The following is a 26,396-nucleotide window of genomic DNA, read 5'->3' as shown; positions in this document are numbered from 1 at the left end:
GCCCTTGCGGACTTCCCCCGTCCGAAGGCGACCGGAAGCCCTGCTCGGCGTTTCAGGTCGCACACCCGACGCGACCGCCTCGTCGGACCCCTCGGGCGTCATGGACGACCGGGGCCCGACGCCGAGGCTCCTGCGGACCGACGTGGCGCCCGCCGTCCGGCGGCCTCCTCCGCCCGCCCGTGACGCGCTCAGACGTCCCTCGGGGCCGCGACTTCGGTTCGGAAGGCGATCGGCGTCGTGCCCGTCCGCTGCGTGAAGAACTTGTTGAAGTTCGTGGCGCTCGTGAACCCCAACTGTTCGCCGATGCGCGCCGCCGGGGCCGCCGAGCACGCGAGCATCCGCTTGGCCTCCAAGATGACCCGCCGGTCGATGAACTCCTTCGCGGGCATTCCGGCCGCCGCGAGGGTCGCGCGCGAGAGCGTCCTGGGGGAGTAGGCCAGCGCCTTGGCGTAGTCGCTGAGCCGCCGCGTGTTCGCGAAGTCCCGCTCCACCGCGTCGCGGAACGCCAGATAGACCTCGCTCGGCTCGCCCGCGCCCTCGGCTCCCGGCAGGCTCGCCAGCCGCAGCACCAGCACCGCGAGCAGATGCCGCAGCACCTCGAACCGGGTCTCCGGCGCCAACCGGTCCGCCGAGTACTCCCACTGCAGCTGCGTCGTCGCCGCGCGCAGGAGCGCGTGGTCCTCGCTCGCCGGGGTGCGCAGCACCGGCGCGTGCGGATCGTCCACGCACACCCCGATCGCCGTGTCCGAGTCCAGGAACCCGCCGCTGAAGCGGATGACCGTCCCCTCGGCCCCCTCCAGGCCGCCCCACTGCTGCACCTGTCCCGGCCGCGTCCACAGCCACTGACCGGGGCCCAGTGAGTGACTCGTGAAGTCCACGGCGTGCTGCATCGAACCGGACGTCAACGTGAGCAGGCAGTGCCGGTCGGACCGGAACGGCAGCGCCGGGGCGGCGGCGCTCGCGCGCAGCCGCGCGAGGGTCAGGATTTCAAGCCCGCCGATCGAGCCTCGGCCGTCGAATGGCTCGCCGGCGGTCTCGAAGAGGCGGCCCATGATGTCGTCTTGTCGCGTATTCACCAGCATCGAGCGGAGTTTATCCGTTTTATCGTGATTTCACTGTGTCTCTCGATCATAAATCGGTGCCGCTCGTAGACTTGTTTAAATTTGAAGTACTGTGGGGCCATGGCTGAAACCAAGACCGTAGACTTCTGGTTCGACCCCGCGTGCCCCTGGGCGTGGATGACCTCCCGCTGGATCATCGAGGCGGCGAAGCACCGCGACCTCCGCGTTCGCTGGAACGTCATGAGCCTCTTCGTGCTCAACGAGCCGAAGCTGGACGAGCTCGCGGAGCAGTACCGCGAGCTCATGCCGAAGACCCTCCCCGCGGTGCGCGTCGCCACCGCGGTGGCCGAGCAGTACGACAACGAGACCCTGGGCCGGCTCTACACCGCCCTCGGCAACCGGATCCACCTCCGGCGGGAGCGGCAGTCCGACGTCTACATTCCCGACGCGCTCGCGGCCGTCGGCCTCCCGGCCGAACTCGCGGCCGCCGGCAAGAGCGACGAATGGGACGCGGCGCTCCGGGCCTCGCACCAGCACGGCATCGATCTGGTGGGCACCGACGTCGGCACCCCGGTGGTCGCGGTCGAGAACGACGAGGGCGTGCAGGTCGGCCTGTTCGGTCCCGTCGTCACCCCCGCCCCGACGGGCGAGGCCGCCGCGAAGCTGTGGGACGGGGTCTACGCCGTGACCACGACCCCGGGATTCTACGAGCTCAAGCGCTCCCGCACCGAGGGTCCGATCTTCGACAACCTCGCCGACGACCTTTAAACGGTTCCCGGCCCGTCCGGGGGAGCGATCGGGCCCCGCGCGATGCGCGGGGCCCGATCGCGTCGCCGTGTCTAGCCGACCTGGGACAGCCAGGACTGCTCGGTGCCGCCGGAGGCCTGCCGGTAGGGCTTGAGCTCGCGGTCCCAGTCCAGGCCCAGCAACTGGTCCAGCCCGCTGCGCAGCGCCTCGGCGCTGGTGGTGGTCGCCAGGAGGGCCCGGATGCGGTCCTCCGCGATCATGATGTCGCCGCCCGCGCTCATCGCGGCGCGGTAGACGCCGCGGCCCGGGACGTGCATGATCCGCTCGCCGTCGACTCCCGCGCTCGGGTCCTCGGTGACCTCGAACCGCAGCATCGGCCACTGCGCCAGCGCCTTCGCGAACTCCGCGCCCATCCCGGCGTGGCCGGTCCAGGGGCGCTCGGCGCGCATGGTGCCGTGCTCGGCGTCCTGCGGGGTCCAGCCCAGCTTCACGCCCTGCCGGGCGGCGGAGCCGGAGCGCTCCAGGACACGGCCGATCGCCCACTCGACGTGCGGGCAAACCGCCGGCGGGCTGGAGTGGATGTAGATCACGCCGCGTGTCTGCATCGCGCACCTCCTTGGGAATCGGCGTATCTGAGTACTGGCTCACTCCTTGTGGTCATTGCATAACGACTTGCAGTCGTGCAACGGGTATCGGCCGGGGCGAGAGGGGGATGAACTCGAACCCGGCGCGCTATTCCGCTCAGTTACATACTGACAGCTTCGAAAGCATCGCGCTAGGCTTAAACCGCTCCGGGGGCTCACTTTTTCGATCATTCGATGCGTCACACCAGGTGCATGTGCTAGTCGACGCAGGTCGCCCCTGAGCTACACTTGCGCATGACCGGCGGACTGTCGGTTTTCTTTTGTGGTCCAACCCAGGTTCAGAGCCCGCCTTTCGGGCTGCTCTTCCTGTGTCAGACCGAAGATTCGTCTTACACGACATGGTGAGGAGACCGGCGTGGCAGCCAACACTTCCAAAACCGCACGCGCTTCCGTCAAAGCCGGACAGAAGGCCGGCGCTGCGGGCGGGCTCAACGTTCTCGGTGAGTTCAAGTACCTGATCCCGCTCAACAACGGGAAGCACGTGTACCTGCGCAACCTGACGAACGGCAAGACCCTGCACCTGGCCACGGGCTCCGAGGAGTTCACCGAGGCAGTCAAGGCCCTCGCCGCCGCCGGTCACGGCGCCAAGATCAAGGCCGAGATCGAGGGCTTCGCCGCCAAGCTCCCCGAGCAGGGCTGGGACTCGACCCTCAAGGCCCTCGAAGAGGCGGACGCGTTCTCCGCCGAGGCCGTCGCCGCTTAGGGTCGCACCCGCGACGTTCGCGCTCCATGCCCGAGAGGGCGTGGAGCGCTTTTCTTCGTCGCCGAAGTCTCCACTTTCGAGCCGTCGCCCCGGCGCCCTTCGGTCCCACCGCAATTAATCGATCATTTGTTCGATAAAAGCGATCGGTCATTGTCCGGCGGCTCCCCGAATAAGGCCGCTGAAGAGGCGTCCCTCTCCCCGGGCGGACGATCCCAATGGGACCGCGGTCATTCCGCCAGATCGGCGGTGCAGACCGGTTCGGACATGGGGACCCGGTCGACGCTCCACAGCGCGCTCACCTTGAAGCAGTAGTCCGCCTCCGGGATGAGCCCGTTCGCGGTGAACGCGGTCTCCAAGGTCCCCTCGAGGTTCAGCGGCTCGGCCTGCTCGTCGCCCTCGCGCTGCGCGAAGACCACGTACTGGAGGTTCTCGCCGCCCTCGGGCGCCGTCCACGACAAGGTGACCTCACCGCCCTCCCAGGACTCGATCGCGAGATCCTGCGGTGCGCCCTGGCCCTCGGTGTTCGCCTGATCGAGGTCGTCCTCGCTCTTGTCGGAGGAGAGGAGCCACAGCCACACCGTCATCACGCCGCCGAGGAGCACCGTGATCACGAGGCCGAGGACCACGTAGGACTTGAGGCTCCGTTCGTCCTTCTGGCGAGGCTGGATCTGCTTGGGGGCCTTGTAGGCCTTGGTCTTGCGCTGCTTCGCGCCCTCCCGCCCGATCACCGGCGGCGCGAACACCTGCTCGGGCGCGGGGGAGTGCTGCTGCATCGGCGAGCCCGCCTGCGGTGACTGCTGCGGGCTCCACGGCACGGCCGGAGGCTGCATGCTCACCGGCGCCTGCGGCGGCGCGGAGTACGGTGCGACCTGCGGCGCGCCCGAGAACGGCTGGGCGCTCAGCGGCGCCCCGGAGAACGGCGCGGCCGAGACCGGCGGCGCGCCGCCGTCGAGCTGCGCGTACCGCGGGTCGACCGCGTGGCCCAGCTGCGCGGCGTACCCGCCCGTGCCGCCGCCGGTGACCCCGCCGCCCACGGTCGACCCGAGCGTGCCGCCCCGTTCGGGCTGCGGCGCCGGCGGGACCGGCGCGAACGGGTCCAGCGGCACCCGCGTGCCGCGCGAGGCGACCTCGGGCCGGTAGACGGTCTCCTCGTTGCTGACGTCGCCGATGACGGCCGGCGCCGAGGCCTTGCCGACCCCGCCGCCGTACATGCCGCGCTGCAGTTCCTCCGCGAACGCCTGGCACGAGGCCGGACGGCGGGCCGGGTCGCGCGCGAGCGCGCGCACGATCAGCTCCTCCAGCCACTCCGGGACGTCCTCGCGCGGGAGCTTCGGCGGCGGCGCGTCGGAGGTGACGCGCTGCCGGTGCGTGTCGGGGTCGGTGCCGCCCTCGGGGTTCGCGAAGGGCGCGTGCCCGGCGAGCAGGTGCCACATGCTGGAGGCGAGGCTGAAGAGGTCGCTCGCGGGGGTCTGCGCCTGGCGCAGCAGCGCCTCGGGGGAGGCGTGCAGGGGCGTGAGCTTGTCGATCGCGGCCGTCGCGGCCAGCGCCGCGGGAGTGCGCGCGATGCCGAAGTCCGCCAACGCGGGCCCGTACTGGCCGCGCAGGATGTTCTGGGGCTTGACGTCGCGGTGGATGATGTCCGCGTTGTGGGCGGCCTGGAGCGCCTGCCCGATCTTGACGCCGACCTCGATGACGTCGTTGACCTGGAGCGGCCCGTTCGCCTTCATGATCGCCGAGTACGAGCCCTCGGCGCAGTACTCCATGACGATGTACGGCTGGCCCGTGTCGGTGTGGCCGGTGTCGATGATCGAGACGATGTGCGGGTGGTTCGAGACGGCGACCGTGGCCTCGAGCTCCTTCTCGACCGAGTCGGCGGTGGTCATGTCGTCGTCCACGAGCAGGACCTTCACCGCGACGGTCCGGTCGAGCCGCTCCTGGACGGCGCGGTAGACGAACGCGGTCGACCCGTGCGCGACCATCTCGAAGTCGCGGTAGCCGGGGATGGCCGGAGTGGCGGAGCTCAAGGCGGGGGCTTCCTGTCAGGAGACTGTGTCTGGTCTCCGAACAGAGTAGCCCCCGCCTCGAGGAACCCTCAGATGCGTCCGCTGTGGCCGTTGAGGAGGTTCGCGACCCGGATCAGGCCCAGGTGCGAGTACGCCTGCGGGTGGTTGCCCAGGCCGCGCTCGGCGATCGGGTCCCACTGCTCCGGCAGGAGGCCCGTGGGACCGGCGCACGCGAGGATCTGCTCGAACAGCTCCTCGGCGTCGGTGCGGCGACCCACCTGCAGGTACGCCTCGGCGAGCCACGCGGCGCAGATGATGAACCCGCCCTCGGTGCCCGGCAGGCCGTCGTCGCGGTGGTAGCGGTAGACCGTCGGTCCCGAACGCAGGCCGGCCTCGATCTTGAGGACCGTCTTGAGGTACCGCGGGTCGTCGGCCGGGAGCAGGCCCGAGAGGCCCACCCACAGCGAGGCGGCGTCGAGGTCGTCGTGCCCGTAGGCGGCCGTGTAGGCCCCGACCTCCTCGTTCCAGCCCAGCTCCAGGACGTTGCGGGCGATCTGGTCCCGCAGCTCGGGCCATTCCGGGCCCGCCTCCATGCCGAACTGGTCGGCGACCTTGAGGGCGCGGTCCACCGTCACCCAGCACATGACCTTCGAGTACACGTGGTGCCTCGGGGCCTGGCGGGCCTCCCAGATGCCGTGGTCGGGCTCGTGCCAGCGCTTGGCGACGGCCTCGACCATGCTGCCCATGACCTGCTGCTCGAAGTCCGACAAGTGCCCGCGGCGCTGCGCGACGTCCTCGATGAGCATCGCCACCGGCCCGAACACGTCCAGCTGGACCTGGTTCGACGCGGCGTTGTTGATGCGCACCGGGCGCGCCCCGGCGTACCCGGGCAGGGTGTCGATGATCGCCTCGGGCGAGGGCGGCTGGCCCTCGATGTCGTAGAGCGGCGCGAGCCGCTCGGGGTGGCCCGCGGTCCGCTCGATGATCCCGGCGACCCATTCGAAGTAGGACTCGGCCTCGCTGAGCGAGCCGAGGTCCACCAGGGCGTTCGCGGTCATCGCGGCGTCGCGGATCCAGCAGAACCGGTAGTCCCAGTTGCGCACGCCGCCCAGTTCCTCGGGCAGCGAGGTGGTCCCGGCCGCGAGGATCGCGCCCGAGGGCTGGTAGCACAGGGCCTTGAGCGTCAGGGCCGAACGCGACACGGCCTCGGTCTCGACGCGGGGGAGCCGCAGCGAGTCGGACCAGTTGCGCCACCCGGCCTCGGTGGTGCGGCGGCGCACCATGATCGGCGGCGCCCATTCGCCGAGGTTCTCGGTGCCGGCGCGCATCTCCAGCACCAGCGAACCGCCGATGGCCTTCAGGTCGACCGTGGCGACCGCCAGCGAGTGCTGGCCGTCGTACTCGATGTGCCAGTCCACGCCCGGGGAGCGCAGGCTGATCGGCTCGCGGCCGCCGAGCACCCGCAGGCCCTCGTCGCCGACGGGCTGGAGCTGCACGGGCAGCTGCCCGAACTCCGGCCGCGGCGCGAAGGTGATCTTGACGGGGACCTCGCCGCTGATCTCCCGCACGAGCACGGTGGCGTTGAGGTCGCCGCGGCGGCGCGGCGTCGAGTCGAGCCAGTCGGTGACCGACAGGCCCGGCCAGCGGGTCTCGACGGTCATGGTCCCGGACACGTAGCGCTGGCCGAGCGGGATCCCGGCGTTGACCGGCTGCACCGTGAAGTGCCCGGCGTGCTCGCCGCCGAGCAGGTCGGCGAAGACCGACCCGGAGTCCGGCCGCGGGTGGCACATCCAGGTGACGCGGCCGTCGGGGGTCAGCAGCGCGTGGTTGGCGCCGTCGGCGAGCATCGTGTGCCGCTCGATGAGCTGCGCCTGCTCGCCCTGGAGCCACGCCCGGCGGGTGTCGACGAGCTGCGCGAGCAGCTTGGCGACGTCCTCGGGGTCGCCGATGCGGAAGGCCGCCCGGGTCGGGCCGGCGCCGATGCGGACGCCCACATCCGGACCATGAAGATGCGCAAACGCATTCTCATCGGTCACGTCGTCGCCCAGGAACAGGACCGCGGAGGCCCCCAGCTGGTGGCGAAGTTTGTCGAGAGCATCACCCTTGTGGGTGGTCACCACGGACAGGTCGATGACCGATTTGCCCTCGGTCGTCTGCACGCCGTCCCAAGTGGCCGGTCCCTCGCGGACGTCCTCGATCGCCCGCAGGGCGTCCTTCTCGGCCGCCTCGCGCACGTGCAGTGCGCAGCCGGCCGGCTTGGGCTCGACCCGGGCCCCCTCGTAGCGTTCGGCGATCGCGGACAGCTCGGCCACGAGCTTGTCGCGCAACCGCTGGTCTTCGCTGGAGAGCGCCCGGGTGAAGCCGACGTCGAACTCGGACCCGTGGGATCCGACCAGGTGGATCTCGGAGGGCAGGCGGGAGAGCGCCGCCAGGTCGCGCAGCGCCCGACCGGAGATGACCGCGACCTTCGTCTGCGGCAGGTTCGCCAGCGTCCGAAGTGCCGAAACCGATTCGGGAAGCGGCATCGCCTGCGACGGATCGGTGACGATCGGTGCAAGGGTCCCGTCGTAGTCGCACGCGACCAGCAGCTGCGGGACGCGTGCGAGCAAAGTGAGGGCCGAGCGCAGTTCCTCGGAGGTGCTGAAGTCCTCCGGCGCGGGGCCCCCAGGGCGTGGTGCGGTCATCGTGGCGTATCTCTCCAACACCGTCGTTGCGGAAATGTGTGTGCCTGCCGCCCGTTCGCCGTGACCTCAGTCGCCGGTTGGCGGGCTGCCCGGATTGTACGCCGCGCTGCGCTCCGGAACTCCTAGCGCTGTGAGGAAACTGCGCGCCCAGCGACTCACGTCGTGCTTGCGCAGATAACGCCTCATCGCGCGCATCCGCTTCATCTTATCGTCGAGCGGGGCGGTGGTGGCTGTCACAAATCCGTCTTTCAGGTCAGTCAGATCGTGTGGATTCACCAGGAACGCTTGACGCAGATCACCTGCGGCTCCAGCGAACTCGCTCAGCACCAGCGCGCCGCGGTTGTCCACCCTACTCGCCACATACTCTTTCGCCACCAGATTCATGCCGTCGCGCAAAGGTGTCACCGCCATCACGTCGGCCGCCTGGTAGAGAGCGGACAACTCGAAGCGGTCGAACGACTGGTGCAGGTAGTGGACGGCCGGCAGGCCGACCTGACCGTACTCGCCGTTGATGCGCCCGACTTGGCGCTCGACGCGCTCGCGCAGCACCTTGTACTGCTCCACCCGCTCGCGACTGGGGGTCGCGACCTGGACCATCACCGCGTTCGGCACCTGCAGCCGGCCGTCCTCCAGGAGCTCCCGGAAGGCCTTGAGCCGCTGCTCGATGCCCTTGGTGTAGTCGAGCCGGTCGACCCCGAGGATGACCGTCTCGGGATCACCCAGCTCGGCGCGGATCTCCTTGGCCCGCTGACGGACCCGTTCGCTCGAGGCGACCTCCTCGTTGTAGGCGGTGTCGATCGAGATCGGGAACGCGTCGGCGCGCACGAGCCGGTCGTCCACGGTGACGTAGTGCCCCCGCGGCCGGTAGCCGAGCAGGTGCCGGGTGAGGGCGAGGAAGTTCTGCGCCGCCAGAGGCCGCTGGAAGCCCACCAGGTCGGCGCCAAGGAGCCCCTTGAGGATCTCCATCCGGTGCGGCAGCTGCATGAACAGCTCCACCGGTGGGAAGGGGATGTGCAGGAAGAACCCGATCCGCAGGTCCGGGCGGCGCTCGCGCAGCATCCCGGGCACCAGTTGGAGCTGGTAGTCCTGGACCCACACGACGGCGCCCTGCGCCGCCTCGCGGGCGCAGACGTCGGCGAAGCGGGCGTTGACCTCGTAGTAGGACTTCCACCAGGAGCGGCGGAACTGACGCGGTTCGACCGCGTCGTGGTAGAGCGGCCAGAGCGAGGCGTTCGAGAACCCCTCGTAGTAGCGCAGGACCTCGTCCTCGCTGAGCTCGACCGGCAGCAGTGTCACGCCGTCGTCCGTCTCGAGTGGCTCGGGGGCGGGCCCGGCCACGCCGGCCCAGCCGATCCACGTGCCCTGATTGGCCTGGAGAACGGGTTCGAGGGCGGTGACGAGGCCGCCAGGGGATCGGCGCCAGGTTCGGTTTCCCTCGTCGTCGACCACGGAGTCGACGGGGAGGCGGTTGGCCACGACAATGAAGGATGCGTTGCTCAATTCGGTTTTCCTCCTTTCCGCCAGCCTACCGGGGCGCGCTCTCCGTGGGGCTGCGGTGACGCAGGCGGTCCCCTCGCGGCCCGATTGGCGGTCGGCGGCCGGGACTTGACATCATGGGTGGCGGTCAGTTCCGTACAGCTCGTCGCAAAGCGAAGGATCAGCGTGGCGCAGTTCATCTACACCTTGGAAAAGGCGCGCAAGGCGCACGGTGACAAGGTCGTCCTCGACGACGTCACCCTGTACTTCAACCCGGGTGCGAAGATCGGCGTGGTCGGCCCCAACGGCGCCGGCAAGTCGAGCCTGCTGCGGATCATGGCCGGGCAGGACCACGTCTCCAACGGCGAGGCCAAGCTCGCCGCCGGCGCCACGGTCGGCATGCTCGCCCAGGAGCCGCCGCTGAACGAGTCGAAGACGGTCATGGAGAACGTCCAGGAGGCCGTCGCGCCGATCCAGGCGAAGCTCGACCGCTTCAACGAGATCGCCGTGGAGATGGCGACCGACTACACCGACGAGCTCATGGCCGAGATGGGCCGCCTCCAGGAGGAGCTCGACGCCGCCAACGCCTGGGAGCTGGACTCCAAGCTCGAACAGGCCATGGACGCCCTGCGCTGCCCGCCCGGCGACGAGAACGTCGCCCACCTCTCCGGCGGCGAGCGCCGCCGCGTGGCGCTGTGCAAGCTGCTGCTCGAAGAGCCGGACCTGCTGCTGCTCGACGAGCCCACCAACCACCTCGACGCCGAGTCCGTGCTCTGGCTGGAGCGCCACCTCGCCGCCTACCCCGGCGCCGTCGTCGCGATCACCCACGACCGGTACTTCCTCGACAACGTCGCCGAGTGGATCCTCGAGCTCGACCGCGGCCGCACCTACCCCTACGAGGGCAACTACTCCACCTACCTGGAGAAGAAGGCCGAGCGCATGAAGGTGGAGGGCCGCAAGGACTCCAAGCTCCAGAAGCGCCTCAAGGACGAGCTGGAGTGGGTCCGCTCCAACGCCAAGGCCCGCCAGACCAAGTCGAAGGCCCGCCTGGGCCGCTACGAGGAGATGGCCGCCGAGGCGGACAAGACCCGCAAGCTCGACTTCGAGGAGATCCAGATCCCGCCGGGCCCGCGCCTGGGCGGCACGGTCATCGAGGTCAAGGACCTGTACAAGGGCTTCGACGGCCAGACGCTCATCAACGGTCTGAGCTTCTCCCTGCCGCGCAACGGCATCATCGGGATCATCGGCCCCAACGGCGTCGGCAAGACCACCCTCTTCAAGACCATCGTCGGCCTCGAGAAGCCCGACGCGGGCGAGGTCAACATCGGCGGCACCGTCCAGCTCTCCTATGTGGACCAGAACCGCGCGGGACTCGACGGCGACAAGACCGTGTGGCAGGTCGTCTCCGACGGCCTCGACTACATCATGGTCGGCAAGGTCGAGATGCCCTCGCGCGCCTACATCGCCGCGTTCGGCTTCAAGGGCCCCGACCAGCAGAAGCCCACCAAGGTCCTCTCCGGCGGCGAGCGCAACCGGCTCAACCTGGCGCTCACCCTGAAGCAGGGCGGCAACGTGCTCCTGCTCGACGAGCCCACCAACGACCTCGACGTCGAGACCCTCTCCAGCCTGGAGAACGCGCTCCTGGACTTCCCCGGCTGCGCCGTGGTCATCTCGCACGACCGGGCCTTCCTCGACAAGGTCGCGACCCACATCCTCGCCTGGGAGGGCGACCCGGAGACCGGCGAGCCGGCCTGGTTCTGGTTCGAGGGCAACTTCGAGTCGTACGAGAAGAACAAGGTCGAGCGCCTCGGCCCCGACGCCGCGAACCCCCACCGCGTCACCCACCGGAAGCTCACCAGGGACTAGCCGTGGCGCGCTACCAGACCGACGTCGCCCTGCGCTGGTCCGACATGGACTCCTTCGGGCACGTGAACAACAACCAGTTCATGGTGCTGCTCGAAGAGGCGCGGGTCGGGATGATGTTCACCGTCGCGGCGGAGGCCGGGCTCACCGGCTTCCGCGAGGGCGTCGTCGTCGCCCGCCACGAGGTCGACTTCCTGCTGCCCGTGGTGGTGCCCGCGGAGGTGCGCGTCGAGCTGTGGGTCGAGCGGATCGGGAACTCCTCGTTCTCGTTCGCCTACGAGCTGATGGCGAACGACAAGCTCGCGCTGCGCGCCAAGTCCGTGATGGTGCCCTACGACGTGGCCTCCCAGCGGCCCCGCCGGGTCACCCCCGCCGAGCGGGCGTTCCTCGAGCAGTGGACCGAATGACCGCCGATGGCGAGCCGCCCGTGAACGAGCCGACGATCGCCGGGGACGTCGCGGCCTTCGCCGCGAGGGCCGCCAGGCTCGATCCCGGTTCCCTCGTCCTCGTGCGGGGCGGCCGGATCTGGGCCGCGCTGCCGATCGGCGTGCTCGCCGTCCGCGACGCGGGCCCCGAGGCCCCCGCGGACGGCGTCTACCGGGCCGGCGGCCTCGCCGCGGGCACGTCGACCGCCCAGCCCGCCGCCGCATGGCGCGGGCGGCTCCCGCAGCAGCCCTGGGCGACGGTGGAGACCGTCCCGGCCGCCGACATCGCCGACATCGACCGCAAGGCCGCCGAGGCCCTCCGTGAGCGGCGCGGCCAGGGCGTCGGCGAGCGCCGCCTGCGCGACGCCATGCTCGACCACGTGGCGCTCCGCGTCGAGCACGACGGCGGCACCGCCGCCGTCGAGGTCCGCCTCGTGGCCGCGCTCTGCCGCATGGGCTTCCTGGCGGAGGACCCGGTGCGCGTGCTGCAGGCCGGGCGCCGCACCGGACTGGCCGCCACGTACGGCGCCGTCTGGGAACGGGACCGCGGCCTGCCCTTGCTGTGACCGATATCGCACATACCGTGACGGCCGGTGTACGCACCGTGAGATGCCGACCGTTCGGAGACGGATAACCGACGTCCGGAGGATGGGACGGGACGTCGCGCTCTGATACATATGAAACTGGTGACAGTACCCAGTTCTGGCCTGCGAACAAACGCGCGACGGTTCATACTTTCGGACAGTATTGGCTGACGGTTGTGCCATGTCGGTGCCGAGCCCTAGTCTGCTCACTGCAACGCGACGTAACTTGGCTATGCCCCCGCGAAGCACAACCAATCACAACCAATGGTTCAGCCGAGCAGCAAAGCCAACGTATTACCCAAGCAGTGCCAGTGATTCGCATTTTGGGTGGGAAGGCGGACAACACCATGGCATGGTGGCGCAGCAGAAAACGCGACGCACAGCAGGAGGCGATCGCCGAAGCGATCGCCGAGGTCGACAGCGAGATAGGCGGTACCGCCGAACGCGCCCAGGCGCGCGGCAGCCAGCCGAACGCGGTCCCGAACCCGCGTGCCGAGCGGCACGAGGACGTCCAGGAGGCCGACAGCGAGGAGTACGAGGTCGAGCTCGAGTTCGCCTCCCGAGAGCTGCGCCACGACCTCACCGCCGAACAGCTCCTGCTCGGCCCCGAGCGGGAGCAGATCTCCGAGGTCGACCGCTGGCACCTGATCAAGCGGGACCTCGAGGAGATCGACCCCGACTTCATCACCGACCTCGAGCAGATCGCCGCCGAGGCCGCCGAGCAGCGGACCGACGAGGCCTCCCCGCTCGACGCCGACCGGATCGTCGCCGCGCTGAGGCACCTCGACATCCGCTACCTCGTCGACGAGAACGGCGGCATCGTCGCCCTCTGGGAGCGGCACATCGTCCAGGTCCGCGCCGAGGGCCCCGACGCCGACATCCTGGTCCTGCGCGCCCGCGCCTACCAGACCGTCCCGCGCGAGTGGGCCGAGCGCGGCTACGCGGCCATGAACGAATGGAACCGCACCCGCCGCTTCCTCAAGGCCTACCTCGGCGAGCCGACCGAATCGGGCGCCCTCCCGGTCTTCGGCGAGATCCAGATCCCCGTCCGCCCCGGTATCACCACCGCCCTGCTCGAAGAGCTCATCGACTGCGGCACCGCCATCTCCGGCACCTTCGTCGAATGGCTCGAAGGCGAACTGCTCTAAGCGAACCGAACGTGCGAAGGGGCCGGACCACTGATGTGGTCCGGCCCCTTCGGTCGTCATACCGCTCGGATCAGCTGCTCCGCATGTCGAGCCCACGCTTCATGCGTTCCTCATATTGCGCCCACGCTTCATGCGTTCCGCATGAAGTCCGCCGCCCGCTCCATGTACTCCCACATCACCCGGTCGTACTCGGGCGCCAGGGCCACTTCGTCCATCGCGTGCCGCATGCACCGCAGCCAGGCGTCGCGCTCGCGCTCGCCGATCGCATACGGGGCGTGACGCATCCGCAGACGCGGGTGGCCCCGCTCCTCGGAGTAGGTGTGCGGGCCGCCCCAGTACTGCTCCAGGAACATCTGCAGCCGCCGCGCGGCCGGGCGCAGGTCCTCGTCGGGATACATGGGCCGCATGATCGGATCCTCGGCGACCTGGGCGTAGAACGCGTTCGCGAGGCGCTCGAACGTCGCCTCACCGCCCACGGCCTCATAGAAGGACTGGGTGGGCGCGGGCTGACCTGGCGCCGGCTGCGTCTTCAAGGTCAGTGACGCGACGGCGCGGGGGCTGTCACTACTAGGCATCTCCCAATCGTGCCAACCCCGGCACCGACTGGAAAGCCGATCCGGCACGCGTCACACCGAATGGGCCGCACATCACCTATGCGCCGGTCCCGTCCGCCCCAGCGGCCCCGCCGCTCGCGACCGAGCGCGGCACGTAGATCCGGCCGGTCCCCGCCGGGTCGATGATGCCCGCCTCGCGCAGCGCCTCGGTCACGCGCAGGCGCAGCTCGCGGCCCGCCGCCCACTGCTGATCCGAGGTGGTCCGCACGCCCAGGCGCACCTTGATCACGTCGATGGTGACCTCGACCGGGCCCAGGTACTCGGGCGCCTCGAGGATGTGCTCGCGCCACTCGTCGTCCTGGACGAAGCCCTCGGCCACCTCGGTGATGATCTCCCCGGCGCGGTCGATGTCCGCCGACGGCGGCAGGGGCGTGTCGATGAGCACGTACGCCCAGCTCTGGCTGGAGTTGCCCACCCGCAGGATCTGCCCGTTGCGCACGTACCACAGCGTGCCGTCGAGCGACCGCAGCGTCGTGACCCGCAGGCCCATGTCGACCACGGAGCCCGAGGCGTCGCCCACGTCAACGACGTCGCCGACGCCGTACTGGTCCTCCAGCAGGATGAAGATCCCGGCGAGGTAGTCCTGCACGAGGTTCTGCGCGCCGAAGCCGATCGCGATGCCGGCGATGCCGGCGCTGGCCAGGATCGGCGCCAGGTTCACGTTGAAGGCGCTGAGCACCAGCATGAACGCCACGGTCCAGATGACGATGCCCGCGACGTGCTGGAGGACCCCGGTGAGGGTCTCGGCGCGCTTCTGGGAGCGGTCGCCGACGATCTCGCCGCGGCGGTTCGCGGAGGAGGCGAGCCGCTCGGCCAGCTCGGCGATGCCCTGCGGGCCCTTGACCGAGGTGACCTGCTTGATGATCCGCGCGATCGAGCGGTTGACGATCCAGCGGAGGACCCAGGCCGCCAGAAGGATGAGGAGGATCTGCCCGATCTTGTCGAGGATCGTGCCGCCGGTCTCGGCGAAGCCCTCGCTCTCGGTGATCTTCCACAGCAGCGAGCAGGAGTTGAAGCCCGACTCGCAGGGCGAGGCCCCTCCACTGGCGGCTAGCAGTGCCACGTTCGTCCTTCTCAAGGTCGTCGCCCGCGGTCGGGGCGGTCCATGGTTCGCGCTTCGCCAGGCCTCCGACGCCCGTTCGGTTCGGTGTCGTCCTGGGTTCGCACAGACGATATTCGCTCGTCATGCAAGATCCCACGGAACCAGGGTGCAATTTTCTGAGATTTAGGTCAAACTTGACAGGACCGATGGCTTGGAGGTACGTCACCGTGATAGGTCCTCGACATAGGAGCACGCTCGACAGCGATGACCCTGCCCCAGGGGTGCATCCGAATCTTTTCACGCACAATGCGGGCACGCTGGGTTCGGCCCTCGTCCTGAACCAGAGCTATGAACCCCTGTGCGTGATACCGGTGAAGCGGGCGGCGGTGCTGCTGCTCACCCGCAAAGCCGAAACCGTCACTCCTGGTGACGGTTTTCTGCGCTCCGAAACCATGCACATCCCCGTCCCCTCCGTGGTCCGCCTCTGCCGCTACGTTCCGATCCCCCGACAGGTCGGCTCGAGCCCCTCGCGCCGCGGGGTCTTCGCCCGCGACGACTGGCGCTGCGTGTACTGCAACGCGTCGGCCGAGACCATCGATCACGTGGTGCCCCGCTCCCGCGGCGGGACCCACACGTGGGACAACGTGGTGGCGGCGTGCGCTCCCTGCAACCACCGCAAGAGTGACAAGACCCTGGCCGAGCTCGGCTGGCGCCTGCCCCGGGCCCCGCGCCCGCCCTCGGGCTGGCAGCTGCGCGGCTTCCGCGGCCAGCGTCGCCCCGACCCCGCGTGGGAGGCCTGGCTGCCCCGCCACGGGAAGGAGCGCGCCCGGCTCTCGTAGCCGCCATCGGACGGGCGGGGCCCGCCGTTCGCGTCGCCTCGGCGCGGCCTTCGCGCCGCATCTGCGCCGAGCGACCGGTCGGCGGGCCACGCTGCGTCCGAAGCCGTGCTCACCGACGCGACCGGCCTATGGTGCGACCGACTGCGCCGAGTCACCACCTGCGGCGATGTGAGGGGCGTAATTGGATTAGTCTGATGGCCTGACACGGCGCCCGCTCGCCAGCCGCACATCCGGTCCGGCCGCGGCGCCCGCTCGCCGGCCGCACATCGGCGAGGTCACCCTGTACCTGTAATTGGGGGAGCAACATGACGTTCCAGGACTTGCTGATACTGTTCGGCGCCCCGATCCTGGTTGTGGTCGCGGTCTTCGCCGTGATCTTCCTGCGCCACCCGAGGCCGCAGTCCCGCTACCGCGCGGGCGATCCCTACAACTTCAAACCCGTGTGGTTCGTCGCCCGCAACGGCGCGGTGGCCGACGAGTCCGGCGCGACCGCGATCGTGTCCGGCGAGCACCGAGGCGAGACCGTCGCCAGTGGACCCAAGGGAGGCGCGCATGGCAAGTGGTAACCAGGTCGCGATCGTGGAAGGCGTGGACGAGAGCCCTGAGAAGGTGCGGGAGCCCATGCTCGAAGGACCGTTCGACGTGCGGGAGCTCCTGCACCTGGACGAGGCCCTCGCCGCGGCCGAACGCGACGGCGGCGGACTGCACTACAGCGTCTACGTCGGTCCGCTGCACGACCCGGTGCGGGGCGCGGCCGAGGCGCTGCACGACAAGCTCGCCGACCCGGACCGGTCCGTGCTCATCGCCGTCTCACCGGAGCAGCGGCAGTTGGAGATCGTGACCGGCAAGGTCGCCCAGGAGAAGATCCCGGACCGCTCGGCGGCCCTCGTGGTCTTCTCGATGGAGGCCGCCTTCGGCGCCGGGCAGCTCTCCGGAGGCATCATCACCGGCCTGCGGATGCTCGCGGAGACCGCCGCCGGCAGCTAACGCGACGACGAGGCCCGGAAGCCGAGCTTCCGGGCCTTCGCCGTGCCGTCCGCCTTACTCGGCCTTGCCGTTCCCGACGGCTCCGTTCTTCTCGGCCGCGGCCGGGAACTGCCGGTTCAGCAGCCCCTCGGCGTCGGTGAGTTCGAGCTTGCCGATGAACTCGACCCACGACAACGTGTCGGCCACCGTCTCGCGGATCGACAGGATCGTCGTGCCGGGTATGCGCATGGTCAGCGTCGCGGGCATGCCGATCTGCCGCTGCGCCAGGACCGCCTCGGTCGGGTGACCGCCCAGGCCCTTCGCCAGTTCGAACACCGCCGCCTCGTTCTCCTTGGCCTTCGGGACCCAGTCCATGTCGCGCTTGAGCATGAGCGCCGCGCCGACCTGCCGTCCGCCGGACTCGCCGTTGTAGGTCAGCACGATGCGGTTCGCGTCGCCGCGGGCGCTGGAGAGCTTCCAGGCCGCGTCGGCCACGTCGACCAGCTGGCCCTCGAACCGCCGCACCGAGCTGCGCGCCCGCTTGAGCTGGCGCCGGTCGGCGAGCGGCTTCGCGACGATCCGGAAACCGACCACGAGCACCGCGAGGACGATCACGCCGACGCCGAGCGCGGCCACCTCGTGGAGGCCCGCGTCGATCGCCCCGATGATCGACATCGGGACGAGCACGCCCGAGGCCAGGCCCAGGAGCGGCTTGAGCCAGAACGGCCCGCTTCCGCTGGGCATCCGCAGCGGCGCCATCAACCCGATCACGGCCGCCGCGACCAGCGCGATGCCGACCAGTTCGGGAGCGGGCACGTCGTAGCGGCGCAGCCAGTCGATCGCCCACCAGGCCATGAAGCCCGAACCGACGAGCACGGTGGGGATGAGCAGGACGACGGCGAACATCAGCTGCTGGGGCTGCGGGCGCGTGCGCGAGGCGAGCATGGGCCCGAGCAGCAGGAGCGGCAGGACGATCCCGAACAACGCGACCAAGGTGGCGCTCAGGACGGCCACCGGCAAAAGCGCGGACAAGACGGCTCTCTCCATTCATCGCCGAGGAGGCGGTGGGGGCAATGCGGCGAGCTTATCAACGCCGTGAGAAGCGTTCGGGGCTCCGGGACACCGTTGTGAACAGCGGTCCCGGAGCCCCGAAGCGGCTCACATCGGCATTACGAGGCCGCGTCCAGCTCCCGGCCCGCCAGCGCCCGGGCGATGTCGGCCCGGCCCTCGGCGACGCCGCGCTTGACCGGCGCGGGCCGGTCCTCGGCGAGCCAGGCGTCGAGCGCCTTGAGCGTCTCGGGCTCGATCAGGTTCGACGGGAACGCGAGCTTCGAGAACTCCACCGCCTGCTGCGCGCCCAGCTTCTCCCACAGTTCCGGCAGCGTGTCCAGGTACGACTGCAGGTACGGGCGGACCAGGTCGGCCTGGTCGAGCGGGGCGAAGCCGAGCATCGAGGAGCGGCGGACCCAGTTCTCCGTGCTCGGGTCCGTGATCCGCTCCCAGGCGCGGGCCTTGGCCTCGGCCGTGGGCACCACGGCGCGGGCGACGAACGACAGGCGCCGCCCGTCGGCGGTCGAGTCGCGGTCGAGCTCGGCGTCGACGGCCTCCTCGCCCACGGCCCCGTTGGCGACCAGGCCCGTGAGCAGCGCCCAGCGCAGGTCCGCGTCGACCGCGAGGCCCTCGGGGACGTCGCGTCCTTCGAGCCAGCCGCCGATGCGGGCCAGATCGGCCTCGGACCTCGCGGCGGACGCGTAGGCCTTGGCCCACGAGCGCTGCGGGTCCGAGGCCGGCGCGGCGGCGTCCATCGCGGCCTTCGCGGCCTGGGCCCACCGGTCGCGCAGATCGGCCCGGCGGGCCGGGTCGGCGTACGCGAGCGCCCCGGCGACCTGCCGCTGCGCGACGGTGACGATGTTGATGTCGCCCTCGGTGGTCAGGCTGGAGCAGCCGAGTTCGACGAACCGCGTCGCCGCCAGTTCGGCGTCGCGGAGCATGTCCCAGGCGGCGGCCCAGATCAGCGCGCGGGCGAGCGAGTCGTCCAGCGCCGAGGTGTGCTCGACCGCGGTGGCGAGGCTCCGCTCGTCCAGGCGCAGCTTCGCGTACGTGAGGTCGTCGTCGTTGAGCAGGAGCAGGTCCGGCTGCTTGACGCCCGCGAGCGCGGGGATCGGCGTGGCAGCGCCGTGGACGTCCACTTCGAGCCGCTCGCGGCGCACGAGCTGCGCGCCGTCCAGGTCGTAGAGGCCGATCGCGATGCGGTGCGTGCGAGTCGTCGGGTGCTCGGAGGGCACCTCCTGGAGGACCGTGACCTCGCTGTAGTTCCCGGATCCGTCCACGGTGATCTCGGGCCGCAGGGTCGAGACCCCCGCCGTGCGCAGCCACGTGTCCGCGAAGTCCTTGAGCGGCTTGCCGCTCGCGGTCTCCAGCTCGCCGAGCAGGTCGGAGAAGACCGCGTTGCCGAACTGGTGCTTCTCGAAGTAGGCCCGCAGGCCCGCGAGGAACGGGTCGATGCCGACGTACGCGACCAGCTGCTTGAGGATCGAGGCGCCCTTGGAGTAGGTGATGCCGTCGAAGTTGGCCTGGATCTCCTCGGTGTCGCCCGCGTCGGTGTACACCGGGTGCGTGGTCGGCTGCTGGTCGGCGCCGTAGCCCCAGTTCTTGCGCGCCGACAGGAACGTCGTCCACGCGCCGTCGAAGCGGGTGGCCTCGACGTTGGCCCAGTGGCTGGCCCACTCCGCGAAGGACTCGTTGAGCCACAGGTCGTCCCACCAGCGCATGGTCACGAGGTCGCCGAACCACATGTGGGCCATCTCGTGGAGGATGACGTTGGCGCGCTGCTCCAGCTCGAAGTCGGTGACCTGGCTGCGGAACAGGAACGAGGCCTCGGCGATCGTGATGCAGCCGAAGTTCTCCATCGCGCCGAAGTTGTACTCGGGGGCGAAGACCTGGTCGTACTTCGGCAGCGGGTAGCGCACGCCGAAGTGCGAGTGGAAGTGGTCGAAGCCCTGCCGCGTGATCTCGAAGACCCCTTCGGGATCGAGGTAGTCCTTCATGGACTGCCGGCAGTACAGGCCCAGGTCGATCCCGTCGTGCTCCTCGTGCATCCCGTAGTAGGGCCCCGCGCAGATCGCGGTGATGTACGGGCTCATCCGCACGGACTCCTCGAACAGCGTGACCTTGACCCGCATCTCGGGGATCACGGTCTCGGAGGCCGCCGGCATGTTCGAGACGACGATCCAGTGCTCGGGGGTGCGCACCTGGAAGGTGAAGGCGGCCTTGAGGTCCGGCTGGTCGAAGCAGGCGTAGACGCGCTGGGCGTCGGCGACCTCGAACTGCGAGTAGAGGTAGGTCTCCTTGTCGACAGGGTCGGTCATGCGGTGCAGGCCCTGGCCGTCGCTGGAGTACGCGAAGACCGCGTTGACGACCAGCTCGTTCTCGGCGGCGAGGTCGGTGATCCGCAGCCCGGCCTTCGGGTCGAAGGCCGTGATGTCGACCGGCTCCCCGTTCAGGTAGGCGTCCTCGATGCGCTCGGCGGCGATCTCGATGAAGGTCTCCGCACCGGGTTCGGCGCAGGAGAACTTGACGGCGGTGCGCGAGCCGAAGGTGTCGCCCTGCTCGTGCCCGGTCAGGTCGAGCTCCACGGTGTAGGACTCGACGCGAAGCAACTCGGCGCGCCGCTGCGCCTCGTCCCGGGTGAGAATGTGGGTTGCCGCCACAGTGCCTCCTGATCAGTAGAGGTCCAGCCTCAAGGGTTCGGATATGAAAGAAGTGTGTCACATCCCGGGAGTTCACTCGGCGGCCACGGCCGCGACGGATCGGGTCGATTACGCTCTTGGCGTGACTGCTGCACACCCGATCGACCAGGCCTGGCTCTCCACCGGAAACACTGGAGCGAAGAATTACGACGAGTTCCCCGACGAAACCGAGATCACCCGGATCATCGAGGCGAATCCCACGAGCATGCTGGGCGTCGAGATGCCCGCGCACACGCCCGAGGCGGTGGCCGCGGGCTTGACGTTCGAGCAGGCCCTGCCTGCCGCGGCCGAGCGCCTCGCGGCCCTCAAGGAGGCCGGGCGCTTCGCGGCGTTCGGCGACGTGGCCGTCGCCTACCGGATCTCCGGCGGCGAGGAGCCGGTGGCCTACGGCGTGTTCTGCATGGTCGACACCGCCGAGATCTCCTCCTCCGCGGAGGAGCCCGGCAAGGTCATCCGCAACGAGGACGTCTTCATCGAGAAGGTCAAGCAGCGCAATGAGCTGAACCAGCGCCTGCGCCACCTGCTCAGCCCGGTCCTGCTGCTCCAGTCGAGCCGCGGCGACGAGCTGCACGCCGCGATCGAGGCCGCGATCGCCGCCGCGGGCGAGCCTGTGGCGACGGACGTGGACGAGGCCGGCCGCGCGCACGAGATCTGGGCGATCGGCGGCGAGGAGGGCGAGGCCCTCACCGCGCTGGCCGGAGACGGCGACCTCATCGTCGCCGACGGCAACCACCGCTCGCTGGCCGCGCAGGTCGGCGAGCTCGACCGGTTCCTCGCGGTGATCACCACCCCGCAGTCGGTCGTCATCCGCCCCTACCACCGGCTCGTCAAGGGCCTGCCCGGGTCGGCTTCGCAGCTGGTCGAGCAGATCGGCCAGATCGGCGCCTCGGTGACCGAGGTCGCGGGCCCGCCGCAGACGCCCGCCGAGGGCGGCACCGTGGTCGTCTACGGCCAGGGCCGCACCTGGGAGATCGCGTTCCCGGCCGCGGAGGGTTCCGTGGTGGACCGGCTCGACCACACGCAGGTCGAGAACGAGGTCTTCACCGGCCTGCTCGGCTGGGACGCGGGGGACAAGCGCATCACCTACGTCGGCGGCGACTACCCGGCCTCCTGGCTCGCCGAGCAGGTCGACGCGGGCAAGGCCGACCTGGCGGTCCTCATCGCCCCGGTCACGGTGCCCGACTTCATCGACGTGAACCTCCAGCGGCTGAAGATGCCGCGCAAGTCGACCTGGTTCGTGCCCAAGGCCCGCGCCGGTCTCGCCATCGTCGAACTCCCGAAAGGTTGAGGGCTGTCATCGTGCGCATTTATCTCGGTTCCGACCACGCCGGTCTCGAAGTCAAGGACCACCTGGTGAAGCACCTGTCCGGTCGCGGCTTCGAGGTCGTCGACGTGGGCCCGCACCAGTACGACCCCGAGGACGACTACCCGCCGTTCTGCCTCCACACCGCCGCGAAGGTGGTCGCGGACGAGGGCAGCCTCGGCATCGTCGTCGGCGGCTCCGGCAACGGCGAGCAGATCGCCGCGAACAAGGTCCCCGGCTGCCGCGCGGCCCTCGCGTGGAGCGTGGAGACCGCGAAGCTCGGCCGCCAGCACAACGACGCGAACGTGGTCGCGATCGGCGGTCGCATGCACTCGCTCGACGAGGCCGCGAGCTTCGCGGACGCGTTCGTGGACGAGGGCTTCTCGGGAGCCGAGCGGCACCAGCGCCGCATCGACATGCTCACCGAGTGGGAGTCGACCCACGAACTCCCCGAACTGCCTTAGGCCGCGAAGGCCGTCGCGAGGCCCGGGGGCGACGCCCCCGGGCCTTCGCGCCGCCCCGGAACCAGCCGATCTCGGTCGATCCCTTCTGGAGACATTGGACGCGTGTTGGTAGCGTCGGCACATGTCTCAGGCTTTCCGCGTTCTGCTCCAGATCTGCCAGGTGTGCACGCTGCTCGCGGCGCTCCTGCTCCTCGCCACGTCGGTGATGCTCAACCTCTTCGACTTCGACCTGCTCACCCTTCGGGAGGAGACCGATCTCGTCGGCTGGGCCACCGGCTTCGGCGTCCTCAGCATCGCGTTCTCGCCGGCGCTGTGGCTCCTCCGCCGAGGCGGCGCCGCCGCCCCCGCCGCGCCGGCGACGGGCGGTTTCGAGCGGGTCCCGGCCCAGCAGTCCGGGCAGTCCGGCGGCGGCTTCGAGCCGATGAACGCCAGCCAGGCCCCGGCCCCGCCCGTCAGCTCCTACGGCCAGCAGTCCCAGGCCGGCGGCTACGGCGGCGGGATCGCGCCCGCCTCGCCCTCGCCGACCGACACCCCCTGGGGTTCGAGCCGCTGACCCGCCACGACGAAGGGGCCGCTCCCGGTTGCCTCGTGAGACGCCGCGTACAGCGGCGGCCTCGGGGGCCGCGGGAAGTGGATTCCGGGCGTTACGCTATGGGTTCGAACCTCCATGCGCGAAGGACCGCCTCATGTCGAACGCCACCGTCGACCTCGTCTGCGGCCCGGCCGATCCGCTGCCGGGCTCCGAGCAGAGCTACCGGCTGACCGGTCTGCTCGGCTCGGGCGGTCAGGCCGACGTGTACCAGGCCGTTCGCGTGTCGGCGGGGATCTCCTCGGCGCCGCTCTCGGTGAAGGTCCTGCGCATCAACCCGCACGACACGCGTGAGCACCAGTTCCGCTCCTGGGACAAGGGCGACGCGGTCCTCATGGACCTCCACGGCCGCGACGTCGGCTCCATCTGCCGCCGCATCGACGCGTTCTACGGCCGCCTGCCGCACCCGCCAGGCCAAGCGCCGCAAGGCGACCCGGTCCCGTTCCAGGTCCTCGAGTACCTGCCCGGCCACGACCTGCGCCAGCTCCTCCAGCGGCGGCTCGGCCGCGTGGACGCCGCCCGCACGCTCCGGTCGGTCGCGACGGTCATGAACGCGATGCACCACCCGCCGGTCGGCGTGCACCCGGTGCTGCACATGGACCTCAAGCCCGCCAACGTGATCATCGGCCCCGACGGCTCGGCGAAGGTCATCGACTTCACGGGCGCCCGCTACTACACCCCGGCGCACCTGACCACCATCGCGTACACCCGCGAGACCGCCGGTCCCGAAGCGCACCGGGGGAGCGTGGGTCCCGCGTACGACGTGCACGGGTTCGGCTCGATCGCGTTCTACCTCGTCACCGGCGCGAGCGCCCGCACCGACTCGCCGGGGCAGGAGCAGTCGGTGCCGTGGGCGCGGCTGCGTCGCCACCCCGTGCTGGAGTCCAACCCGCGCCTGCGGGAGCTGCTCACCGCGCCGCTCGACGACGACCCGAACAACCGGCCCCGCACCGAGGAGCTGCCGCGCTGGATCAACGAGCTGTGCGCCGTCGTGGCCCGCTCGAACGTGCCCGACCTCGGCGTCGACTGGACCCTCGGCTACTCGGCCGGGAACGGCGCGTTCCCGGTAGCGGACGCCACCCGGCGGCTCGACGCCCCGGGCGTCGGCGGCGCGACCCGCCGCATCGACCAGCACCAGGTCGCCCCGCCCACGGTGGTCGCCTCCCCGGCCGCCGTGCCCGTGGACGGCACCCGCGTCATGGAAGCGGGCATGTCCCCGACGAAGGCCGTGCCGGACAAGCCGGTCGCGGGGCGCGTCCGCGTCCCCGAGCAGGGTTCGTTCCAGCCCGGCCGCTCCGCCGGTCCCGTCTCGCCCGCCGGCCGCGGGGAGCTGCCGCGCCTGCGCCTCGCCACCGACCCCGCCGAACCCGACGACCGCGCCGCCGAGAAGGAGGACCGCCCGCCGCTCCTCGGCCCGCCCGGGTCCCTCGCCAAGGGCTTCGAGTTCTCGGTCATCGGCGGCCTGTTCTCGCTCGTCATGTGGCTGCTGCAGACGCTCACGAACGGCCTCGACTCCATGCGCACCCAGGTGTTCAGCTACCTGTTCGTGCTCGCGGTGGCCATCGGGCTGTTCTTCCTCATCCGCGTCGCGGGGGGCATCCTCTGGGGCCGCTGGCTCCACGCCAAACGCAAGACCGCCCGGCTCGCCCACCTGGGGACCGGGATCTTCCTCTTCATGGTCGGCGTCAACTACCTCACGAGCCTCGATTGGGGCTGGAGCCCCGATCTCAGCTGGCTCGACCCGATCACTGATATCTTCGAAGGCTGAGGAATCGCCCGAATAGCGGTGAATCCGCGGATTTTCCGCGAGTTCCCGTACGACTTCGAGCATTCCTCCGGCACATCGGAAGCGTTCGCATCTAATCTCTTCCATAAAGAACGCCGCGGAGCGCTTGCCTGATTTTCCGCCTTCCGCGGTGCAACCCATGAAGGAGGATGAGACGTCTAGATAGACGACACATCCCCTGGAAACCGGAAAGGCATTGAGATGACCGCATTGACATCGGTCGGTGCCGCAGCTCTCACCCCCGAGCAGCGAGAAGCCTTCGATCGCGACGGCTACCTGATGATCCGCGGCGCGCTCGACGCCGACGAGATCAAGCGTTGCAACGACGCCCTGGACCGCGTGTACGAAGTCGAGAAGGAGGCCGGACGGCTCAGCCCCGAGGGTGCCATGCACCGACTCGACGCCGTCACCTCCTGCCCGGAGCTCGCGTTCCTCCTGAACCACCCCAGGACCTTCCACTACGTGTGGTCCGTCCTCGGCTGGAACTTCCACGTTTATCACTCCCATGTGGACAAGCACCCGCCGATCGAGGGCAAGCGCCCGTTCCGCTTCGAATGGCACCAGGACGGCGGTCGCCAGAACCGCGAGACCGAGACCGAGCCGCGCCCGCGCCTGTCGGTCAAGCTCGCGTACTTCTTCACCGACCTCTCCGAGGAGGGCCGCGGCAACACCAAGATCATCCCCGGCTCCCACAAGTGGAACCGGATCGACGGCCCGCCGCGCCGCGACATGGAGTGGCCCGACCCCGAAGGCGCCATCGAGGTCACCGGCAACGCCGGCGACGTCATGTTCTTCGACCGCCGCATCTGGCACGCGCGCTCGGACAACTACTCGGACCTGACCCGCAAGGTCGCGTTCTTCGGGTTCACGCCGCGCTGGATCCGCGCCCGCGACCTCGTCGAGGACCTGCCCTCGCAGCCGTGGTGGAACGACCTCGACCCGGTGCAGCAGCAGATGCTCGGCGGCCACATGCCCACCGGCGACCACGGGTGGGGCCACTACCCGAAGGAGACGCCGCTGTACAACTGGCTGGCCGAGCGTGACCTCCTCGACCCGGACTACCCGCCGCTGCGCCCCTGACCGGGACGGATGGCAGGCTGAGCCCATGAGCAACGACTCCGACCTCGCTCGCGACATCTTCAACCGCTCGCACCTGACCGGTGAGTTCACCCTCAGGTCCGGCGTGGTGGCGCACGAGTACTTCGACAAGTACCTGTTCGAGTCCGACCCGGTCCTGCTGCGGCGCATCGCCGAGGCGCTCGCGCCGATGGTGCCCGCGCACGGGGTGGACGCGCTGGCGGGCCTGGAGACGGGCGGCATCCCGATCGCGACCATGCTGTCGCAGCTGACCGGCCTGCCGGCCCTCTTCGTGCGCAAGCAGGCCAAGACCTACGGCACCTGCCGCCTCGCGGAGGGCGGCGAGGTCGAGGGCCGGCACCTGTTCATCGTGGAGGACGTGGTCACCTCGGGCGGCGCGATCCTCGACTCGGTGGCCGAGCTGCGGGACCGCGGCGCGATCATCGAGCGGGCGGTGTGCGTCATCGATCGCGAGTCGGGCGGGTCGAAGAACCTGGCCGACGCCGGGATCGAACTCGAGGCCCTGTTCACGATGACGGAGCTGAAGGCCGCCGGGGCCCAGTAGCCCGGTCGGACCGGCGAAGCGAAAAGGGGGGCGGACGCCGCGGCGTCCGCCCCCCCTTTTCGCG

The 26,396-nt window shown here is 70.0% G+C and carries 24 protein-coding genes; 15 read left to right on the top strand and 9 right to left on the bottom strand.

What is annotated here, in order from left to right:
• Nucleotides 1-188 precede the first annotated feature (188 nt).
• Nucleotides 189-1,082, bottom strand: coding sequence for an AraC family transcriptional regulator (locus K3N28_RS03660; protein ID WP_228091116.1), 894 nt, complete (start codon nucleotides 1,080-1,082; stop codon nucleotides 189-191).
• Between the two features lie 99 nt (nucleotides 1,083-1,181).
• Here K3N28_RS03660 and K3N28_RS03655 point away from each other — a divergent pair, with 99 nt between their 5' ends.
• On the top strand, nucleotides 1,182-1,829 hold the full coding sequence (locus tag K3N28_RS03655; protein ID WP_228091115.1) for a DsbA family protein: 648 nt from the start codon (nucleotides 1,182-1,184) through the stop codon (nucleotides 1,827-1,829).
• 71 nt (nucleotides 1,830-1,900) lie between these two features.
• Here K3N28_RS03655 and K3N28_RS03650 read toward each other — a convergent pair whose 3' ends face one another.
• Entirely contained in the window at nucleotides 1,901-2,413 is a 513-nt protein-coding gene (locus K3N28_RS03650) for a DUF3145 domain-containing protein (protein WP_228091114.1), read from the bottom strand.
• A 394-nt stretch (nucleotides 2,414-2,807) separates the two neighbouring features.
• On the opposite strand from K3N28_RS03650, the gene K3N28_RS03645 reads away from it, so the two are divergent.
• Entirely contained in the window at nucleotides 2,808-3,155 is a 348-nt protein-coding gene (locus K3N28_RS03645; RefSeq protein WP_228091113.1) for a hypothetical protein, read from the top strand.
• 227 nt (nucleotides 3,156-3,382) lie between these two features.
• Here the strand turns inward: K3N28_RS03645 and K3N28_RS03640 are convergent, their stop codons facing one another.
• From K3N28_RS03640 to K3N28_RS03630, 3 genes are all read right to left on the bottom strand, one after another.
• Nucleotides 3,383-5,179 (bottom strand): protein kinase, encoded by a 1,797-nt coding sequence (locus tag K3N28_RS03640; RefSeq protein WP_228091112.1) that lies wholly within the window; start codon nucleotides 5,177-5,179, stop codon nucleotides 3,383-3,385.
• A 68-nt stretch (nucleotides 5,180-5,247) separates the two neighbouring features.
• The gene (otsB, locus tag K3N28_RS03635) at nucleotides 5,248-7,842 is read right to left on the bottom strand and encodes a trehalose-phosphatase (RefSeq protein WP_228091111.1); all 2,595 of its coding nucleotides are present in this window, start codon (nucleotides 7,840-7,842) and stop codon (nucleotides 5,248-5,250) included.
• 66 nt (nucleotides 7,843-7,908) lie between these two features.
• On the bottom strand, nucleotides 7,909-9,342 hold the full coding sequence (locus tag K3N28_RS03630; RefSeq protein ID WP_228091110.1) for a trehalose-6-phosphate synthase: 1,434 nt from the start codon (nucleotides 9,340-9,342) through the stop codon (nucleotides 7,909-7,911).
• Nucleotides 9,343-9,504: 162 nt separating this feature from the next.
• On the opposite strand from K3N28_RS03630, the gene ettA reads away from it, so the two are divergent.
• From ettA to K3N28_RS03610, 4 genes are all read left to right on the top strand, one after another.
• Complete coding sequence (gene ettA, locus K3N28_RS03625) at nucleotides 9,505-11,184, top strand: energy-dependent translational throttle protein EttA (protein ID WP_228091109.1); 1,680 nt, start codon at nucleotides 9,505-9,507, stop codon at nucleotides 11,182-11,184.
• 2 nt (nucleotides 11,185-11,186) lie between these two features.
• Nucleotides 11,187-11,588, top strand: a complete 402-nt coding sequence (locus tag K3N28_RS03620; protein ID WP_228091108.1) for a thioesterase family protein — start codon at nucleotides 11,187-11,189, stop codon at nucleotides 11,586-11,588.
• Nucleotides 11,585-12,172, top strand: coding sequence for a hypothetical protein (locus K3N28_RS03615; RefSeq protein ID WP_228091107.1), 588 nt, complete (start codon nucleotides 11,585-11,587; stop codon nucleotides 12,170-12,172). The genes K3N28_RS03620 and K3N28_RS03615 overlap by 4 nt, the downstream gene beginning before the upstream one ends.
• A gap of 365 nt (nucleotides 12,173-12,537) precedes the next feature.
• Nucleotides 12,538-13,338 (top strand): YbjN domain-containing protein, encoded by an 801-nt coding sequence (locus K3N28_RS03610; RefSeq protein WP_228091106.1) that lies wholly within the window; start codon nucleotides 12,538-12,540, stop codon nucleotides 13,336-13,338.
• Nucleotides 13,339-13,466: 128 nt separating this feature from the next.
• Here the strand turns inward: K3N28_RS03610 and K3N28_RS03605 are convergent, their stop codons facing one another.
• Together K3N28_RS03605 and K3N28_RS03600 are read right to left on the bottom strand one after the other, a co-directional pair.
• Nucleotides 13,467-13,913, bottom strand: coding sequence for a globin (locus K3N28_RS03605; RefSeq protein ID WP_228091105.1), 447 nt, complete (start codon nucleotides 13,911-13,913; stop codon nucleotides 13,467-13,469).
• 76 nt (nucleotides 13,914-13,989) lie between these two features.
• Nucleotides 13,990-15,015: a mechanosensitive ion channel family protein gene (locus tag K3N28_RS03600; RefSeq protein ID WP_228091104.1), complete on the bottom strand. Its 1,026-nt coding sequence runs from the start codon at nucleotides 15,013-15,015 to the stop codon at nucleotides 13,990-13,992.
• A gap of 296 nt (nucleotides 15,016-15,311) precedes the next feature.
• On the opposite strand from K3N28_RS03600, the gene K3N28_RS03595 reads away from it, so the two are divergent.
• The 3 genes from K3N28_RS03595 (at nucleotide 15,312) to K3N28_RS03585 (ending at nucleotide 16,820) form a co-directional block, all read left to right on the top strand.
• Nucleotides 15,312-15,833 carry an HNH endonuclease gene (locus K3N28_RS03595; protein ID WP_374209689.1) on the top strand — a complete coding sequence of 174 codons (522 nt, stop codon included), beginning with the start codon at nucleotides 15,312-15,314 and terminating at the stop codon, nucleotides 15,831-15,833.
• 305 nt (nucleotides 15,834-16,138) lie between these two features.
• The gene (locus K3N28_RS03590; protein ID WP_228091102.1) at nucleotides 16,139-16,399 is read left to right on the top strand and encodes a hypothetical protein; all 261 of its coding nucleotides are present in this window, start codon (nucleotides 16,139-16,141) and stop codon (nucleotides 16,397-16,399) included.
• 55 nt (nucleotides 16,400-16,454) lie between these two features.
• Nucleotides 16,455-16,820, top strand: coding sequence for a DUF5130 family protein (locus K3N28_RS03585; protein WP_374209688.1), 366 nt, complete (start codon nucleotides 16,455-16,457; stop codon nucleotides 16,818-16,820).
• Between the two features lie 54 nt (nucleotides 16,821-16,874).
• On the opposite strand, the gene K3N28_RS03580 is transcribed toward K3N28_RS03585, so the two are convergent.
• A complete protein-coding gene (locus K3N28_RS03580) occupies nucleotides 16,875-17,831 on the bottom strand; it encodes a hypothetical protein (protein ID WP_228091100.1) in 957 nt (318 codons plus the stop codon).
• Nucleotides 17,832-17,968: 137 nt separating this feature from the next.
• Complete coding sequence (gene pepN, locus K3N28_RS03575; protein ID WP_228091099.1) at nucleotides 17,969-20,509, bottom strand: aminopeptidase N; 2,541 nt, start codon at nucleotides 20,507-20,509, stop codon at nucleotides 17,969-17,971.
• Between the two features lie 121 nt (nucleotides 20,510-20,630).
• Between pepN and K3N28_RS03570 the strand changes: the two genes are divergently transcribed.
• From K3N28_RS03570 to pyrE, 6 genes are all read left to right on the top strand, one after another.
• Entirely contained in the window at nucleotides 20,631-21,836 is a 1,206-nt protein-coding gene (locus K3N28_RS03570; protein WP_228091098.1) for a DUF1015 family protein, read from the top strand.
• Nucleotides 21,837-21,847: 11 nt separating this feature from the next.
• Nucleotides 21,848-22,315: a ribose-5-phosphate isomerase gene (locus tag K3N28_RS03565; RefSeq protein ID WP_228091097.1), complete on the top strand. Its 468-nt coding sequence runs from the start codon at nucleotides 21,848-21,850 to the stop codon at nucleotides 22,313-22,315.
• 121 nt (nucleotides 22,316-22,436) lie between these two features.
• The gene (locus K3N28_RS03560) at nucleotides 22,437-22,868 is read left to right on the top strand and encodes a hypothetical protein (protein ID WP_228091096.1); all 432 of its coding nucleotides are present in this window, start codon (nucleotides 22,437-22,439) and stop codon (nucleotides 22,866-22,868) included.
• 133 nt (nucleotides 22,869-23,001) lie between these two features.
• Nucleotides 23,002-24,672 carry a protein kinase gene (locus K3N28_RS03555; protein ID WP_228091095.1) on the top strand — a complete coding sequence of 557 codons (1,671 nt, stop codon included), beginning with the start codon at nucleotides 23,002-23,004 and terminating at the stop codon, nucleotides 24,670-24,672.
• A 219-nt stretch (nucleotides 24,673-24,891) separates the two neighbouring features.
• Entirely contained in the window at nucleotides 24,892-25,770 is an 879-nt protein-coding gene (locus tag K3N28_RS03550) for a phytanoyl-CoA dioxygenase family protein (RefSeq protein WP_228091094.1), read from the top strand.
• Nucleotides 25,771-25,795: 25 nt separating this feature from the next.
• Nucleotides 25,796-26,332, top strand: coding sequence for an orotate phosphoribosyltransferase (gene pyrE / locus K3N28_RS03545; protein WP_228091093.1), 537 nt, complete (start codon nucleotides 25,796-25,798; stop codon nucleotides 26,330-26,332).
• Nucleotides 26,333-26,396 lie beyond the last annotated feature (64 nt).

Source organism: Glycomyces sp. TRM65418 (assembly GCF_019710475.1).
Classification (GTDB): Bacteria; Actinomycetota; Actinomycetes; order Mycobacteriales; family Micromonosporaceae; genus Glycomyces.
This window is presented reverse-complemented; position numbering and strand designations above follow the sequence as displayed.

Excerpts from the sequence above, each read along its gene's own strand:
- K3N28_RS03610 (WP_228091106.1), top strand. The coding sequence starts at position 12,538 with ATGGCATGGTGGCGCAGCAGAAAACGCGACGCACAGCAGGAGGCGATC.
- pyrE (WP_228091093.1), top strand. The coding sequence starts at position 25,796 with ATGAGCAACGACTCCGACCTCGCTCGCGACATCTTCAACCGCTCGCAC.
- K3N28_RS03605 (WP_228091105.1), bottom strand. The coding sequence starts at position 13,913 with ATGCCTAGTAGTGACAGCCCCCGCGCCGTCGCGTCACTGACCTTGAAG.
- K3N28_RS03655 (WP_228091115.1), top strand. The coding sequence starts at position 1,182 with ATGGCTGAAACCAAGACCGTAGACTTCTGGTTCGACCCCGCGTGCCCC.
- K3N28_RS03660 (WP_228091116.1), bottom strand. The coding sequence starts at position 1,082 with ATGCTGGTGAATACGCGACAAGACGACATCATGGGCCGCCTCTTCGAG.
- K3N28_RS03650 (WP_228091114.1), bottom strand. The coding sequence starts at position 2,413 with ATGCAGACACGCGGCGTGATCTACATCCACTCCAGCCCGCCGGCGGTT.
- K3N28_RS03590 (WP_228091102.1), top strand. The coding sequence starts at position 16,139 with ATGACGTTCCAGGACTTGCTGATACTGTTCGGCGCCCCGATCCTGGTT.
- K3N28_RS03550 (WP_228091094.1), top strand. The coding sequence starts at position 24,892 with ATGACCGCATTGACATCGGTCGGTGCCGCAGCTCTCACCCCCGAGCAG.
- K3N28_RS03585 (WP_374209688.1), top strand. The coding sequence starts at position 16,455 with ATGCTCGAAGGACCGTTCGACGTGCGGGAGCTCCTGCACCTGGACGAG.
- K3N28_RS03615 (WP_228091107.1), top strand. The coding sequence starts at position 11,585 with ATGACCGCCGATGGCGAGCCGCCCGTGAACGAGCCGACGATCGCCGGG.
- K3N28_RS03555 (WP_228091095.1), top strand. The coding sequence starts at position 23,002 with ATGTCGAACGCCACCGTCGACCTCGTCTGCGGCCCGGCCGATCCGCTG.
- K3N28_RS03560 (WP_228091096.1), top strand. The coding sequence starts at position 22,437 with ATGTCTCAGGCTTTCCGCGTTCTGCTCCAGATCTGCCAGGTGTGCACG.
- otsB (WP_228091111.1), bottom strand. The coding sequence starts at position 7,842 with ATGACCGCACCACGCCCTGGGGGCCCCGCGCCGGAGGACTTCAGCACC.